The organism is Chitinophaga niabensis, from assembly GCF_900129465.1.
GTDB classification, from domain to species: Bacteria; Bacteroidota; Bacteroidia; order Chitinophagales; family Chitinophagaceae; genus Chitinophaga; species Chitinophaga niabensis.
In genome coordinates this window covers 4,051,595-4,067,625 of record NZ_FSRA01000001.1, presented here as the reverse complement: position 1 = coordinate 4,067,625, position 16,031 = coordinate 4,051,595, and the positions used below count along the sequence as shown (strand labels likewise).

The 16,031-nt window shown below is 47.7% G+C and carries 10 protein-coding genes and 2 pseudogenes; 3 read left to right on the top strand and 9 right to left on the bottom strand.

The window, feature by feature from the left end; genetic code table 11:
- Nucleotides 1-36: 36 nt before the first annotated feature.
- From BUR42_RS16275 to BUR42_RS16265, 3 genes are all read left to right on the top strand, one after another.
- Nucleotides 37-1,380, top strand: coding sequence for a glucosaminidase domain-containing protein (locus tag BUR42_RS16275; RefSeq protein WP_074240230.1), 1,344 nt, complete (start codon nucleotides 37-39; stop codon nucleotides 1,378-1,380).
- Between the two features lie 7 nt (nucleotides 1,381-1,387).
- Entirely contained in the window at nucleotides 1,388-1,921 is a 534-nt protein-coding gene (gene hpt, locus BUR42_RS16270) for a hypoxanthine phosphoribosyltransferase (protein WP_074240229.1), read from the top strand.
- A 73-nt stretch (nucleotides 1,922-1,994) separates the two neighbouring features.
- Nucleotides 1,995-3,764, top strand: a complete 1,770-nt coding sequence (locus BUR42_RS16265; protein ID WP_084185607.1) for a YfbK domain-containing protein — start codon at nucleotides 1,995-1,997, stop codon at nucleotides 3,762-3,764.
- Here BUR42_RS16265 and BUR42_RS16260 read toward each other — a convergent pair.
- From BUR42_RS16260 to BUR42_RS16225, 9 genes and pseudogenes are all read right to left on the bottom strand, one after another.
- A complete protein-coding gene (locus BUR42_RS16260) occupies nucleotides 3,724-5,136 on the bottom strand; it encodes a high affinity choline transporter 1 (protein WP_074240227.1) in 1,413 nt (470 codons plus the stop codon). The genes BUR42_RS16265 and BUR42_RS16260 overlap by 41 nt on opposite strands.
- A 15-nt stretch (nucleotides 5,137-5,151) precedes the next feature.
- Complete coding sequence (locus BUR42_RS16255; RefSeq protein WP_074240226.1) at nucleotides 5,152-6,096, bottom strand: class I SAM-dependent methyltransferase; 945 nt, start codon at nucleotides 6,094-6,096, stop codon at nucleotides 5,152-5,154.
- A gap of 55 nt (nucleotides 6,097-6,151) precedes the next feature.
- Complete coding sequence (locus BUR42_RS16250) at nucleotides 6,152-7,354, bottom strand: TlpA disulfide reductase family protein (RefSeq protein WP_074240225.1); 1,203 nt, start codon at nucleotides 7,352-7,354, stop codon at nucleotides 6,152-6,154.
- Nucleotides 7,355-7,365: 11 nt separating this feature from the next.
- Nucleotides 7,366-7,737 (bottom strand): annotated as a pseudogene (locus BUR42_RS30165) (peroxiredoxin family protein); the annotation flags it as partial.
- 384 nt (nucleotides 7,738-8,121) lie between these two features.
- Nucleotides 8,122-8,451, bottom strand: a pseudogene (locus tag BUR42_RS30160) (DUF4369 domain-containing protein); the annotation flags it as partial.
- A gap of 16 nt (nucleotides 8,452-8,467) precedes the next feature.
- Nucleotides 8,468-9,676 (bottom strand): TlpA disulfide reductase family protein, encoded by a 1,209-nt coding sequence (locus tag BUR42_RS16240; protein WP_074240224.1) that lies wholly within the window; start codon nucleotides 9,674-9,676, stop codon nucleotides 8,468-8,470.
- An 11-nt stretch (nucleotides 9,677-9,687) separates the two neighbouring features.
- On the bottom strand, nucleotides 9,688-11,151 hold the full coding sequence (locus BUR42_RS16235; protein ID WP_074240223.1) for a RagB/SusD family nutrient uptake outer membrane protein: 1,464 nt from the start codon (nucleotides 11,149-11,151) through the stop codon (nucleotides 9,688-9,690).
- 26 nt (nucleotides 11,152-11,177) lie between these two features.
- A complete protein-coding gene (locus BUR42_RS16230; protein ID WP_074240222.1) occupies nucleotides 11,178-14,696 on the bottom strand; it encodes a SusC/RagA family TonB-linked outer membrane protein in 3,519 nt (1,172 codons plus the stop codon).
- A 160-nt stretch (nucleotides 14,697-14,856) separates the two neighbouring features.
- The gene (locus BUR42_RS16225; protein ID WP_074240221.1) at nucleotides 14,857-15,990 is read right to left on the bottom strand and encodes a FecR family protein; all 1,134 of its coding nucleotides are present in this window, start codon (nucleotides 15,988-15,990) and stop codon (nucleotides 14,857-14,859) included.
- Nucleotides 15,991-16,031: the final 41 nt, after the last annotated feature.

Here is a 16,031-nt window from a genome sequence, read left to right as displayed (position 1 = left end):
CATCTATCAGCAAGACCCATTAAATTTTCCATATTCATGCAAATCAAATCTTACTGCCTGATGATCTGCCTGGTGCTGGCGGGAGTTTTTAAAACTTCAGCACAAAGCTTAAGCACCCCGCAGTATATTGAGACATACAAGAACCTGGCGATGGAAGAGATGCGCCGTTCCGGCGTTCCGGCTGCTATCAAACTGGCACAGGGCATCCTGGAAACACAATCCGGCAATGGCTGGCTGGTGCTCAATTCCAACAATCACTTCGGCATCAAATGCAAAAATAACTGGACGGGCAAAAGCGTGAACTACGACGATGATGCACGCCAGGAATGTTTCCGTAAATATGAATCTGCTGAAGAATCCTGGAAGGACCATTCTGATTTCCTGCATAACAACCCCCGTTATAAATTCCTGTTCGATTTTAATCCGGAAGATTATAAATCATGGGCCTACGGCCTCAAAACAGCGGGGTATGCTACCAGCAAAACCTATCCGCAGCAATTGATCCAGATCATTGAAACATATAATCTGCAACAATACAATACCCTGGCTATGAGCAATGCACCCCTTCCAACAGGGCCGGTATTTGTAAATGAACCAGGCAGTGAATCTGCTCCGGTTGCAGCAGGGAAAACAGAAGCGGTGTATGAAACTGAGGTTAAACCGCAGTACCCCCAGGGCACAGAGTTCCGTATCAATGGCCGTAAAGTAATGCTGGTGAAAGAAGGTACTGCCCTGATCCAACTGGCCAGCGAAAAGAATATCCGCCTCAGCAGCCTGTTAAGCTATAATGATATCGAAGAAGATGTGCCACTTGAGAAAGATATGCTTATCTTCCTGCAAAGCAAGAACAAACGCGGCCAGAACGATTACCATATTGTTGCGCGTGGCGAAACCATGCACGATATTGCACAGGCAGAAGGCATACAATTGAAATGGCTGCGTAAACGAAATAAAATGGAAGAAGGAGAGCAGCCCGCCGTTGGAGAAAGAGTAGCGCTGGATGGTTATGCTTCTTCAAAACCAAAGCTGGGTAGTAACTCTGTAGCTAAGGTGGATGATTATAAAGACCTGAATCCCCGCCAGGTGATCAGGGATGTGAAAGAAGAGATTGCCAAAGCAACTGCTGCGCCCGCAGGCAAGGCTTCCGAGGCGCCGGTTGCCAAAGCTCCTGAAAGAGGGATACCCCGTGAGATGGTAGACGACCTGAAGAAAATAGGCTCCGTAGCACCAGCCGGTACTAAATATCATACGGTAACGGGAAAAGAAACACTTTACAGCATCTCCCGCCAGTACAGCGTAACTGTTGCTCAACTGCAGCAATGGAACAACTTACAGGAGAACAGTATTAAAATAGGTCAGCAACTGATCGTAAGAAAATAGCCTGCTTATGAAGATAAAAGTACACGATAAACACTTTGCGCCGTACCTGGATGAAGCTACGTTGCAACAGCGTATTAAAGAGCTGGCAAAGCAGATCAGCGATGACCTGGAGGGCACGAAGCCTTTATTCATCGGTATCCTGAACGGATCTTTCATGTTTGCGGCAGACCTGTTCAAATACCTCTCCATTGAAGCGGAGATCTCTTTTATCAAACTGGCTTCTTATAAAGGCACTAAATCCACCGGTAATGTGATAACGGCTATTGGCCTGGAAGAAGATCTCTACGGCCGCACCGTGGTGATCGTGGAAGATATTGTGGATACAGGCAAGACCCTCAGCCAGTTCCTCCCCCAACTGGAGCACCAGCAGCCCAAACAACTCCTGGTAGCTTCCCTGCTCAATAAACCCGATGCAATGACCCATAAAGTGCAGATCGATTACCTGGGCTTCACTGTTCCTAATAAATTTCTGTTAGGCTATGGCCTTGATTATGATGGCTTAGGAAGGAATCTGCCGGAAATATACCAGTTAACGGACTAAAATTTAGCCCGGTCTTAACAACTAATTAAATATTTCCTTAATTTTATGTGTCGTTGTATGTAATAAAATTACGATGCATAAACTCCTCATACTGCTTTGTTGGCTATGTGGGAGCATGATGGCAGAGGCACAACAGAGAGGGTGGGTAACAGGAGCCGTACAGGATAGCGTAAGCCGCGGTCCGGTACAACAGGTGAGGATCAGTATTTTAGGAGATACTGTCAATGTTAAGACAAACCAGTATGGACTATTTCGTATAGACATTCCAGTTGGCAGCACCCACCTCGTTTTTGAACACCCCGGGTATAGAACTAAAATTGTGCCCCTCGTCAATTATGACCGCATGCTCATTGAGCTGAGCCCGTTAAGGAAAACTGTTGAAGATAACGCGACTATTGCCAAAGCGAAAGCCCGGGCAAGGTTTGCCCATAGCACTAATCCCAACTATAGTAATATAGGCATGGGCGTATCCTCCTTTTTTGATGAAACATACGGCAAACTTTACGAGAACAAATTTGTAGAAGCGGATAAAAGCAGCATTTCTTCCTTCGCGATAGATGTGGACAGGGCAGCTTATAGTAATATGCGCCGCTTCGTAAAGCTCCGGGAACCTATTCCCGTAGATGCCGTAAGGGTAGAAGAACTTATTAATTACTTCCATTACAGTTATCCCGCTCCCCGTAACGATAGTCTTTTTACCATTTATTCTAACTATACAGACTGCCCCTGGAACAAGGCCAACAACCTGCTGGAGATAGCCGTACGCGCGCAGCAGATTGCAACAGACAGCCTGCCAGCCAGTAACCTGGTATTCCTCATTGATATTTCCGGCTCCATGGGTACGCCTAATAAGTTGCCACTGTTACAGGCCGCCTTCAGGGTATTGGTGAATAACCTCCGCCCGAGGGACAGGGTGGCCATTGTTGCATATGCCGGTGCCCCCGGCCTGGTATTGCCCTGCACACCCGGTGACCAGAAAGAGAAAATATTAAATGCTATCGACTACCTGAGTGCAGGTGGTGCTACTGCTGGCGAAGCTGCTATACAGATGGCATACCAGATTGCAGATGAAAACTTTATCCTCAACGGCAACAACCGCGTAATATTAGCTACAGATGGTGATTTCAACGTAGGGCAAACAAGTGACCAGGATATGGAAGACCTTATTATGAAAAAGAAGGAAGGCGGTGTTCTATTAACCTGCCTGGGTTTCGGGATGAAGGATTATAAGGATTCAAAGCTGGAAACACTTGCCAGTAAAGGGAATGGCAACTTCGCTTATATAGACGACCTGGAGGAAGCCACGAAGGTATTTGCACGGGAATTTGGCAGTACACTCTTCACCGTGGCCAGGGATGTAAGGGCGCAGGTGAACTTCAATCCTGCAAGGGTAAAGTCTTACAGGCTGATAGGATATGAAAATAAAGTATTGAAAGAAGATAACAGTAACGGTGAAAAGATAGTAGGAGGTATTGTTGGTTCAGGGCATTGTGTAGTGGCGATCTATGAGATTGAACCGGTAGCAGCAGACCCCGGCGGCACTTTAACGGATGTAAAGATCTGGTACCGCCCTGCAGTGGATACCACTATGCATAGCCTGGAAAAATCCCTCACGAATAATAAAGGCGAATTTGTAAAAGCTTCTGATGATTTCCGGTTCGCTGCTTCTGTAGCATTGTTTGGTATGCTGGTAAGGAAGTCCCATTACAAAGGAACGGGCAGCATCAATATGGTAACGGATATTGCCAAACATTCACTGGGCTATGATCCCGGCGGATACAGAGGTGAATTTTTAAAGCTGATCAAACTGGTGAAGAAGAATACGAACTGGCTGAAGGAGTAGTGTCTTTCTTTTTCCAACCGTAAGTACCGATTATCATCCCCGCAATACTACTCAGCAATCCTATAAATAAAGGCGGTGTTTCCGGTTCAAAGATCTCACTGAGGATATACCCTGTTGTACCGAGTATAATGGAAAGTATGGCACCTGCTTCATTTGCCCGCTTCCAATACAGCCCGGCCGTGAGCGGCACAAATAAAGAAACCAGGCTTAATACAGAAGAAGAAGCTACCAGCTCATAGATATTCTGGCTGCCCAATGCCATCAGCATGGAGATGGCAGATACGATCAAAACGGATAAGCGGATGATGCGCAGGAATTTTGCATCGGGTATATCTTTAAAGAAAGGGCGGATGATATTCTCTCCCAATACGGTGGAAGGAGCCAGGATGGCACCACTGGTGGTACTCATAATAGCAGATAACAAGGCCCCGAAGAATAACACCTGTGTGAACAGGCTGCCGTGCTGCAATACCATGTTGGGTAAGATCTTTTCCGTATCACCTGCTGATAATGCGGGATACAATTGTTGCGCACATAATACGATCAGCAATGGCAAAGATCCGATCACCAGGTACATCAATGCCCCCAGGTAGGAAGAGTATTGCGCCACTTTTTCACTCTTGCTGCTCATGAGCCGCTGGAAAACATCCTGCTGCGGAATAGAGCCTAAGCCTATCGTGAACCATGCTGCCATATATTTCAGCCAGCTGTTCCAGTCGTTATGCGGAAAGAACTGAAAGGTACCCGCCGGTGCTTTATCTATCACGGTCTGTAAACCACCTGCCTGGTCCACTACGTTGTAAGTGATCACAAGTATACCGATGATGATCATAATGGTTTGAATGAAGTCCGTAATGGAAACAGACCACATCCCGCCCATATAAGTATAGGCCATTACAATAAGCCCGCTGGCCAGCATGGCAATGGAAGAAGGAATGCCCATCACGGTATTGATCACAATCCCCATGGCTACGATCTGCGCGGCGATCCATCCGAAGTAGGAGGGTACCATCAGCAGTGCAGAGATCACTTCTGCTTTTTTACCAAACCGTATCTTGAAGTAATCACAGAAGGTGAGTACATTGCTGCGATAGAGTTTCCTGGCATAGAACAATCCCACGAGCAACAGGCAGAGCGATGCGCCGAAGGGATCTTCCATCACTCCCTGCAGGCCATGTTGCGCGAACTCGCTGGTGGCGCCCAGCATGGTTTCAGAGCCAAACCAGGTGGCAAAGATCACGCAGGTACTGATACCTAATGGGAGGCTGCGTCCCGCCACCATAAAGTCGTTGGCGCTTTTTACGCGTTGTGCTGCCCAACGCCCGATGAGGATGGTCACCAGGAGGTAGACCAGGATAAATGCTACTAACATGAAAGGCTAATATACTTATTTAACGATCCGGAAGCAATGCCGCTGCAGCTTTCCCTGGAAATCGAAAGGAACGGTCTGCGCAGTGATGTTCTTAATGGAGCCAGCCTGTATACTTTCTTCTTCCAGTACAAACCTGCGCAGGTTATTACTGAAGTAGACCACACCTCCTTTCTTTGTGGCCAGCAATACCTTGTTGACGATCTCCACATGGTCCCGCTGTATATCCAGGATATCCTTCATCCGCTTGCTGTTGGAGAAAGTAGGAGGGTCCAGCACTACCAGGTCGTAGGTATTCATTTTAAGCTCGTCCAGGTATTGCAATACATCTGCATGAATGTATTGATGTTTGGCCGGATCAAAGAGTTCATTGAGCTGCATATTCTCTTCTGCCCATTGGAGATAGGTTTTAGACAGGTCGATAGAAGTTACGCTGGCTGCACCTCCCGCTGCCGCATACACGGAAAAGGAACCTGTGTAGCAAAACAGGTTCAGCACTTTTTTATCCTTTGCTTCTTCCCGCACCATATGCCGTGTGATACGATGGTCCAGGAAAAGGCCGCTGTCTAAATAATCAGAGAGGTTCACTTTGAATTTCAACCCGTCTTCCTGTACGATCAGTTCTTCTTTACTGAAGTCCATTTTCTCGTACTGGCTTTGGCGGTTCTGCTTGCGCTGGCGGGTGCGGAGGTGAAGATCATCTGCAGGTACCTGCAGTACTTTGGCGATCACATCGAGGCTGGCATGCAGCCATTCATCGTAGGCTTCTTCTTCCATGCCATGCTGGCTGCGGTATTCAGCTACATATACTTTATCCTCGTACAGTTCAATGATCAGGGGAAATTCGGGGAGGTCACGGTCGTAGATGCGGAAACAGGTAATGCCCTGCCGCTTTGCGGTTTTACGAAGGTGTTTCAGTACTTTCGTCAGCCGGTTCTCAAACATCTCGAATTTGTGCGACATAGCCGCAAAGATGCATAAAAAAAACGGGGCCGGAGCCCCGTTTGTGGGAAGAAAATCATTTCCCCAGTACTTCTGCCAGTTTTTTATCCATGGCTTCATCGTTTTCTCCTCCTCCTCCGTATCTGCCGATGATCATCCCATTGGGGTCAATTAATATTTTGGTAGGCAGGGAATGGATGCCGTAGCGATCGCTGATGTCTTCCGGGTTGGGTTCTTTGCGTTGCCTTTTTTCCATGTCAAGTCCCCGCAGCACATGTTTCCATATACCGATCTCATCCTGGGCAACAGCTTTTTTCCATTCTTCCGGGCGGCCGTCGTCATCGGAAATACCGATGATCTCTAAACCTTTGCCCTTGTATTTTGCATACAGCTCTTTCAGGTGGGGATTGCCTTTTCTGCAGGGTACACACCAGCTTGCCCAGAAATCGATCAGTACATAACGGCCTTTATAATCACCCAGGTTAAGCGGCTGGCCGTTGATATCCGTTTTGCTGAAAACATAGGCGGCACTACCGGGAGAACCACTGCGTAAGTCGTCTACTTCTTTCCTGATCTCCTTCCCAAAACTGCTTTGCTGCAAGGCAGGCGGCATCCTGTTGTAAGCGGATTCCGCTTCCCGGAGAGACATGCTGCTGATACGGAAACGGAGCAAATAAACACTGGCATATGATGCAGGATGTTTTTCAATAAAATCTTTATCGATGGCCTCCATCTTTTCATAGTAAGGCTCCATTTTATCTTTTACTTTTTCCAACTCATCCAGCATGCCGGCCAGTGTTGCACTATCTTTCTTTGCTTTCCTGGCGGCGATGTACGCCATGTTAAGTTTGTTGTAATTGGCAGACAATGGGGCAAGCCCGGTGGTAACAGGTTTCCTGGCTGCATTCAGCAGTTCCATATCGTCCTGCGCTTTGGAACCCTTCAACGTGGCTTCTTTCAGATTACCTTTTTTCAGGGAAGCCATCATGGTTCCCGGTTCAAGGAACAAGCTGGCTACATCGCCATCGTAGCTCATGGGCCCCGGCCTGTCCAGGAACAGGCTGCTCATGGCGGGGCCGTCGATATTACCCTTGAAGGTGAACCGGCCTTCCTGTAGTTGGGCACTGTCCATCCGGTAATTATCACCGCCTGTTGAATAGTTTAAATACACGTATCCTGTGCGTTTACCTTCCACCGTTCCGTTAAGGGTGAAAGATTGTGCGTGTACGGCCGCCTGTTGTAATAAACAGGCGGCGATCAGCAATGAAATTTGTTTCATAAATGGATGATTTAGTTCAGTAGTTCCCGGAGTTTTTTGTGCAGTGCTTCGCCCCTGAGGTCCTTTGCAATAATAACGCCTTCGGGGCTGAGCAGGAAAGTGGATGGAATGGCCTGAATACCATATTGACTGGCTACTTCGTTCCTGAAACCTTTCAGGTCAGAGAGCTGGATCCAGGGCATGGCATCCTCTTCGATGGCCTTGTGCCACTTCTCTCCACTTTCATCCAGGGACACACCTACTACGGTAAAGTTTTTATCCTTGTAGGCATTATACGCTTTCAGCACATTGGGATTCTCTGCTCTGCAGGGGCCGCACCAGCTGGCCCAGAAATCGAGCAGCACATATTTTCCTTTGAAGTCAGACAGCTTTACAGGTTTGCCGTTTACATCCGGTTGTGTAAAGTCTATCATCGGTTCGCCGATAGCGCTTTTCTTCAATATAGCGATCCGTGCCGCAAGGCGGCCACCCACAGCAGTCTGTTGTGCGGAAGCATCCAGTAACTGATACAGGCTGTCCAGTTGCTTGTATTCTCCCATCACAGCCATGTCTGAAAGGAGGGAAAGACTTACAGGACTTTTAGGGTGTGCCGTGATGTAATGCATCGTTTCTTTTCTGCGTTGCTTTCTCAGCTCAGCCGCTTGTTCTTCCCATGCGCCCTTTGCGGAATCATTGTCTTTTACTTCTTCGTATTTTCCGTAGAGCTGCTCTTCCTTATCCATGATGCTTTTAATGGAAGCCTCATAGACCAGGCTTTCATCGTGACTTGCAGAGCCGGTGATCTTCAGGTTAGTCAGCGAGTCTGCATGCCCGGTGATGTGAATATCCGCGTTTTCGAGAAAGAAATCCACATAGCGCGTAGGGAACATCAAAAATACTTTTACCGGTTCGGGTGCTTCACCGGTCCAGGTGAATTTGCCGTCTTTTACGGGAATGGTGTCCGTTTTGGAAGAATCTGCAACCGGTATGGAAAGATATACTACGCTGTCTTTAAGACCGGTGATCTCGGCTGTAATAGAAGCCTGGTGTTTTTTCACCTGGCCGCAGGCACAAATGGCGGCGGCAGCGAGACAGATAAAAATGTTCTTTAATTGCATAATGATTGGTTTGGGTTTAATGTTTCGCAAAGAGGTCGCCGTACATGTCTATCAAAGCAGCATCCATCCAGGAACCGCGCATATTCCGGGTTACAAGTTTTCCCTGTGGATCAAATAACAGGCAGGAAGGGATGCCGCGGATACGGTAGTTTTTGGCCAGCTCACTGTCAAAGGCTTTCAGGTCAGACAGCTGTGTCCATTTCATTTTTTCCTCCTTAATGGCTTTCAGCCATTTTTCCTTATCATCGTCTAATGAAATGCTTACTATTTCGAATCCTTTTTTATTATACAATGCGTGTACTTCCCTGAGATGAGGAATATCTGCCCTGCAGGGACCGCACCAGGAAGCCCAGAATTCAAACAGCACATATTTTCCTTTGCCGATGTAATCTTTCAAACGATGCTGAACACCGGTAGTGTCCTGCAAGGTGAAGTCCATTACCATAGAACCCACTGCAGCCTGTTTGTTGGATGCTGCTTTTTGCAGGAAATGTTCCGTGAGCAGGCCTTTTTCCTTTGTACCGTCAAAATGCTGTATCAGCTTGTCAATCTCCTTTGTATCTATGCTACGCTGCTCTGCTGCCTGCAATGCGATAAATGCTAACACTTCAGAAGGCTTGTTGTTGAGTACAAAATCCATCAGGAATGCTTTCCGCTTCTTCTCTACAACATCCATATTCCTGCACAGGTTCATGCCAATTTCCCGGGGCCCTTTCTCCTTATCTTTCCCGGGATTCAGGTACGCAATGTAGCCATCAAAATATTGATCTATCTCTTCGTCAAAAACATTTTTCTGACGGTAATATTGCAGGAAAAGGTCGTTCCCTGTGCTGCCGCTCACTGTTGCTGCAAGGGAGGTGCCGCCGCCTGAATAGAGATCTATTTCTTTTTTCAGGCTGTCGTACGGCGCTGTTATACGGATGTTGTCGTTGTTTGCGGCGAAGAGGTTGATCACACGGTCTTGCAGCATTCTGTTTGTAGGTTCATCATTTTTGAATACAAGGGAATAAAACCTTGGCGTGGCGGCAGTTCCGCTGAAAGTAAATGCTCCGTTGCGGATCACGGTACTGTCCAGTACTGTTTGGGAAGGAATATCCGCATACTTCAGGTATACTTTTTTCCCTTCCACCTGGCCACTGATCTTCCCTTTTATCTGGAAGCCGCCGGGTTCATGTGCGGACAGGAGTGCAATGGCCAATGTTGCGAGAATGGTTTGTTTGATCATGGCTGGTTCAATCAGTTTTTAGGTAATTCTAATACTACTTTCGGATCTGTAGGCTCGATGGTGAAAGCCGTACCATTATTATCCGCTGCTGTTCTTGTCATCGGCAGGCCGTTACGGAAATAATCGAAACTATTATGACCTTCAAAAGCCAGTTCTATCCTTCTTTCCCTTAGTACGGCTGACAGTACATCCTGTGCGGCCAGATTGTCCACATCCGATGCCGGAAGGCCGGCACGGGTATGGATCGCTTTCAGGTTTTCTTTTGCTTTGGCGGTATTGCCCAGCTTGGCATATGCTTCAGCCCTGTTGAGATACAGTTCTGCCAAACGGAAATGGATATATGGTGCACGGGTGAGCCAGGCTTCGTTCAATACCAGGAACTTGGTGGTTTCCACGAAGTTGGAATTGGTATTCAGTTTCAGGAAAGTACTCCTGATATCTCCGGGTAACAGCAGGCTTTTAAAACTGGCGGAAGGGAGGAAAGTAGCACCTACGCCATAATTAACGTCGTAGTGATAGAGCTGGCCAATGGAACTGCCACCGGTAGAATTGTCGAATGCAAAGATCATCTCTTTATTAGTGGTGCCGTTGGCGCGGCCAACATCGCCAAATTCATCATCGGCAAACATCTTGCTATAAGCATCTCCCTGCAGCAGTATGTATTTTCCGCCGGTTTGCGTGATCACACTGTCAGCATAATCAATGGCGCGTTGATTGGAAGCAGGGTCGGGTGCCGCTACGGTGCCGCCCATGTAAAGGTAGGCGCGTGAGAGCAGCGACCAAGCAGCAGCTGAGCTGCCAAAGGCATTTGTTTTGTTAACAGGTGCTTTCATCAGTTGTGCTGCGGTTTGCAGATCACCGATGATAAAGTCGTACACCTGCTTTACCGTGCTTCGTTGCGGTACATCTTTAATATCGCTGCTGGTTTTGAGGATCAGGCCAGGGTTTCCGCCGGCTGATTGATAATAGGGCTTTCCATACACCCTTACGAGATTAAAATAAACCAGCGCACGGAGAAAAAGGTTTTCTCCTTTGGCATAACGGAAGCGGTTCTTCTCCGCCTCCGTTAAAGTGGAAAACGTGGTGTTCTCCATAGCGGCAATACCTTCGAGTGTAGTGTTCACGCTCACAATAACCTGGTAGGCACCACGGTAAAAATCGGCACTGTTACCTTGTGTTGGGCTGCTGCTGTTCCTGAAGAAGAAAGCATCCGTAGTTTTACCAACGGCTCCCCAGGTTTGCAGTGTAACATTGTTGCCACGGCTTTCAGCAAAATCATGCATGGGCACATCGAAATCGTTAAAACCGCTACCCTGCATGAGGCTATAGTTGCCTACCGTTGTTTCCTCAATGCCGGTGAGCGAGGCCAGTTCTCCTTCTTTATCGATCTTCGTCAATGGCCGCACACTTTCTATCTGCTTGTTGCACGCAGTGATCAGCAGACCGGTGAATATAATTATGATAGTGTATCTCATTTTCTTTTCAATTTGAAACCTGGAAATTAAAACCCAACCTGTAACCCGAATACATAACGGCGCGGAATACCGATGCCGGAACCAATGGAGCCGCCAAAGTCCTGCGCCTGCCCTACAGACGGACCTTCGGGGTCAGACGAAATGATGTCTTTGGAATAAAGCGTGTACAGGTTGTCTCCGCTTACATAAACATTTGCCTGTGCGAGGTTCAGTTTTTTCAGGAACGATTTAGGTAACTCATATCCCAGGCGCACACTGCGCAGGCGGGCATGGCTACCATCGTGCATGTATTTGCTGGAACCGAAATAGTCCGTAGTTGCATGTGTGTAAAGCTCTGGCTCCGTTGCATCTGTTTGCCCTGGTGTGGTCCATTGCTTCTGGTGTTTGCGGAAAGCGATCTGGTTAAAGCTGGTGATATTGGTACCCTGGTTCTGTGCGGCCAGGTCGTCTGTGATCACATAGCCGTATGCAAATGTGATCAGTACATCCAGGGAGAAATTCCGGTAGGTGAAGGTATTGGTAAGCCCTCCGTAGAATTTCGGCTGGAAGTTACCAATGTACTGGAATTGACGCGGGTCAGCAGCTGCGCCCACTTCATCTACTGTATTCACATACTCGATGCCGGTTGCCTGCCCTTTATCGTCGAAGATCAGTTTTTCAAACCGGGGTTTACCTGTTTGAGGATCTACGCCTGCATATTTAACAGCCTTCAGTGAATTGATATCATCCCCTGCGAACAGGTAAAAACTGTTGGCATTGTAGAAGCCCTGCCGCAGGGAGTCATTGGCCACACTAATGATCTTGTTCTTGTTGAAGCTGATATTAAAAGAAGTGTTCCAGCGGAAATTTTTACGGGTGATGTTATCTGAATTGATCAGTACTTCCCATCCTTTATTCTGCACAGTGGCTACGTTCTGCCACTGTGTAGGAAAACCACTGATAGCATCCAGCGTAACTTTTTGCAAAAGGTCTTCCGAGCGGCGGTTATAATAATCTACACTGGCGGTAATTTTGTTGAACAGTCCTATGTCCAGCCCCGCACTGAAAGTTTTGGTGATCTCCCATTGCAGTTCAGGGTTGGCCAGCACGGAAATGGTGGCGCCGGGTTGTGAACTGTAAGTGTAACGGGGATCGTACAGTGTGCGGGTGAGGAAGTTGTCTCCAAGTTGAGAACCACTGGTTCCGTAGTTGCTGCGCAATTTCAGGTTGCTCAGGAAATCGGAATGGTTGGCGAACTGTTCATTGCTGATCACCCAGGCGCCACCCACGGAATAGAATGTTCCGTAACGTTTATCCTGCCCGAAACTACTGGATGCATCTGTTCTCAGTGAGGCGCTGATGCTGTACTTGTCATCATAGGTGTACCCGGCTTCGCCAAAAGCAGAGAAAGATGCGCGATCTTCCTTACCGCCTTCTATATTACCGTTCTTGGTAGTTGGAATACCATATATTGAATAGTCGTAACGGTTTCCTACCTGCCTGCCCAATGATATTACAGGATAACCTGCCCTTACATTGTTCACGTTCACCAGCATGTTCTCCATTTTCGTCCGGCCATATTCCGTGGCTGCCAAAGCGCGCAGGGAATGTTTGCCCAGCATTTTGTGGAAGTTCAGCTGGTTGGAGGTCAGGAAAGTATTGATGTAATTGGTGTTGGTACCGAGGAACCCCTTGGAAGACGTACTTGTACCGGACCCGGCAAAGCTCCGTGCATCTATATAGCGTTCATCTTTGGTGTAGTTGAGGTTGGCAGAGTTGGTGCTGGAAAAACTAAGCCACTCAGTGAGTTTATAATCCGCTTTGATAGAACCGGCAAAACGTTGTGCTTTGGGATGAATGTAGTTGAACAGGTTTTCATAGATAGGATTTTCATCCTTCTGCATTCTGCCGTTCAGTTTGTATTCCAGTACCGGTTTCGGAGAGCCGTCTGCGTTATATGGATTTACCCAGGGGATCATGCTATACAAAAACACGCCGCTGTTGGAATTCTCCCTGTTGCCGTTGTCAAAAATACCATTGAGCGATATATTGGTGGTAAGCCTTTTGCTGAGCTTGGTTTCCAGGTTGATGCGGAAGGTGCCGCGTTTCAGGCTGTTGTTAACACCTGTGGATTGTTCATCGTAATAGGTGCCGCCGATATAATAACGGGTGTTTTCCGTACCACCTCTCGCGGAGAGATTTACCTGTTTGGTGTTGCTGTTAAGGAAAGCATATTTTTGCCAGTCGTAACTGTTCTGTACGTCTGCCAGCGCGGGCAGCCGATTGTCGAGATATGCCTGCAATGTAGGATATTGCGGAGCGAGGCTGCCGTTGTTGATACGATAGTCTTCCGTATAGTAACGTTTTTGTACTTCATATAATTCCGGCCCTGTAAGGAATCGCAGCGATCCGCGGTTGGGAATGTTCAGTCCGTATTTTACTTCTGCTACCATTTGCGGTTTGCCGGCTACTCCTTTTTTGGTAGTAACTACAATTACGCCGGCTGCTGCACGTGAACCATAAATGGCCGTAGCGGCAGCGTCTTTCAGGATGGTAAGGTTATCTATGTCCTGCGGATTGATCAGCTCCTTGAGGTTCTGGTTGGGCATGATCACCCCGTCCAGCACCAGTAATGGCCCGTAGTTCTGGGTAGGCATTACAAACTCATTCACCTGGTCTACACCTACTCCCACAACACTGCTTTGCCCGCGCACAAAGATCTGCCCACCTGTACTGGTAGGGTCGCCTGCGTTCTGTTCGGAAATATACAGGCCGGTAGCGCGGCCTTTCAATAAGGAAACGGGGTCAGATGTAGTGATGCCTTTGCGAAGCTGGTCGCCACTGATCTTTTGTACAGCACCGGTCAGTTCGCCCGTTTTTTTGGCGGAGTAACCGGTGATGATCAGTTCATCCAGTTTTGAAGTGCCAACAGCAAGCAGGATGGTTACGGGCTGGTTGCCGCTTGCTTTCACCCGTTGAGCATCATACCCTACGAAAGATACCTCCAGCATCACTTCCCGGGCATCTGTTTCCAGTTCAAACTCACCATTGGCATTTGTAAATGTTGCCTTTGAAGTCCCCCTCAGCTGTACGGTGGCTCCCTGTAAAGGTTTACCGGTACCTGCATCTTTTACCACACCACTGATCTTTTGTGGTGGCTTTGGTATAAAGGGGAGGGGTTGTGCTTCTTTTTTAAGCACGATCGTTTTCTGGATGATGGTCCATTTGAGATGGCGGCCATTGAGGCAGGCATTGAGTGCTTCCTCCAGCGAAACATTCTTCACAGCAATGCTCACCACTTCGCCGAAGGGCAGGGTGCCCTCTTCGTACCAAACCTGGTAGCCGCTCTGTCGCTCTATTTCATCGAGCACTTTTTCCAGCGGCGCATTCTTTTGCGAAATGGAGATCTTTTGTGCAGACGCAGCACTTACGTGCATTGCACCAAGTAGTAAAATGATAATTGACAGCTTCACGGTGATCAATCTTTTTGTGAATGGGCGCAGCCCGGATTTGGTTGATAGGCATAATCTGCCTTCCCTCTTTTGGTAAAAGGTAGTTGTGATCATAAAACTGGTTGGTTAATGATTTAAATAAAATTCTATCAGAAGCTGGTGTACGATTTTGGTCTTTGTGTCTTTTGTAATTTGGTTTTTGGTAAAGCAATGATCTTTTTCTTCATGTCTGAAACGCTGGCAGCGTTCGGTCTCTCTTTTCTGCGAAATGGTTTTATGGTAAAACGATGATCTTATTTCCTGCCTGCCTGAAATGCAGATCACTGGCTTCCAGGATGGAAAGTGTTTCAGCGAGGCTATAGCTGCGCGATACCTTTCCGGTAAAGCGGCGGCGTGTAACCGGGCCTTCATAGTTGATTTCCACATCATACCAGCGGCCGATCTCCCTGAGTATAACGGCTATATCGGCGTTCCTGAAAGCAAAGATCCCATCTTTCCAGGCAACTGCCAGGTTCAGATCGGAATCCTGCGTGATGCTGATGTTGTGGTCCGCGCCTACTTTTGCCAGGTCGCCGGGTTTTAACAGGCTGTTACTGCCATTTGCGGTTACTATTTTCACACTTCCTTCCAGCAGGGCAGTATTAGTGGTGGATTCATCAGCGTAAGCTTTTACGTTAAAATGTGTGCCCAGCACTTCTACGCGGAGTCCTGCGGTTTTAACAATGAATGGTTGATCTGCATCTGCTGCTACTTCAAAATAACCTTCACCATTCAGTTCCACTACGCGCTCCGCATTAGTGAAAGCAGTAGGGAATTGCAGTTCGCTGGCGGCATTTAACCATACTTTGGAACCATCAGGTAATATCAACCGGTATTTGCCACCCCTGGGAACGGACAGTTTGTTAATGGTTGGCGGGGCTTCATTATTACCTGCATCATATATAAGCAAAGCCTGTTGTTTGTTCACGGTGGTGCCGCCTTGTTCTGTGATAGCGCCGTCTGTAGCTGCGTTAAGGTCTACTACGGTACCATTGCCCAGGGTAAGCATTGCCTTGTTGCCTGCAGGGGCTATTGGTAATACAGCTGTTCTTTCCTTTTCTACCGGTTGTTGCAGCAGGTAAGTACCGGCAGCCACTATAATGAAAGCGGCAGCCACCCAGGGCAGCCATTTCCGGCGCATGGGCAGCACAGGAGTACCCGGTTTTTTGTCCCGCGCAATCTGTTCCTGCAATTGACGCAGTATTCTTGCTTTGGTTCCATTCAATGTATCTGCCTGTGCACTGACAACTATTTCTGTATCGCCCTCGTTCACATGGTTATACCAATCATGCAACGCTTCCTTTTCAACTTCGGTTGCGTGGCCATTTAGATATTTTTCTGCTAAAACACTGATCTGCGCTGTATCCATTAAATGCAATTAAAGCGTAAACTATGCCCCTTTATTATAAT

Coding starts and splice junctions, on each gene's coding strand:
- BUR42_RS16260 (WP_074240227.1), bottom strand. CDS start 5,136: ATGTTAGTAGCATTTATCCTGGTCTACCTCCTGGTGACCATCCTCATC.
- BUR42_RS16275 (WP_074240230.1), top strand. CDS start 37: ATGCAAATCAAATCTTACTGCCTGATGATCTGCCTGGTGCTGGCGGGA.
- BUR42_RS16265 (WP_084185607.1), top strand. CDS start 1,995: ATGCATAAACTCCTCATACTGCTTTGTTGGCTATGTGGGAGCATGATG.
- BUR42_RS16225 (WP_074240221.1), bottom strand. CDS start 15,990: ATGGATACAGCGCAGATCAGTGTTTTAGCAGAAAAATATCTAAATGGC.
- hpt (WP_074240229.1), top strand. CDS start 1,388: ATGAAGATAAAAGTACACGATAAACACTTTGCGCCGTACCTGGATGAA.
- BUR42_RS16235 (WP_074240223.1), bottom strand. CDS start 11,151: ATGAGATACACTATCATAATTATATTCACCGGTCTGCTGATCACTGCG.
- BUR42_RS16240 (WP_074240224.1), bottom strand. CDS start 9,676: ATGATCAAACAAACCATTCTCGCAACATTGGCCATTGCACTCCTGTCC.
- BUR42_RS16230 (WP_074240222.1), bottom strand. CDS start 14,696: ATGATCACAACTACCTTTTACCAAAAGAGGGAAGGCAGATTATGCCTA.
- BUR42_RS16250 (WP_074240225.1), bottom strand. CDS start 7,354: ATGAAACAAATTTCATTGCTGATCGCCGCCTGTTTATTACAACAGGCG.
- BUR42_RS16255 (WP_074240226.1), bottom strand. CDS start 6,096: ATGTCGCACAAATTCGAGATGTTTGAGAACCGGCTGACGAAAGTACTG.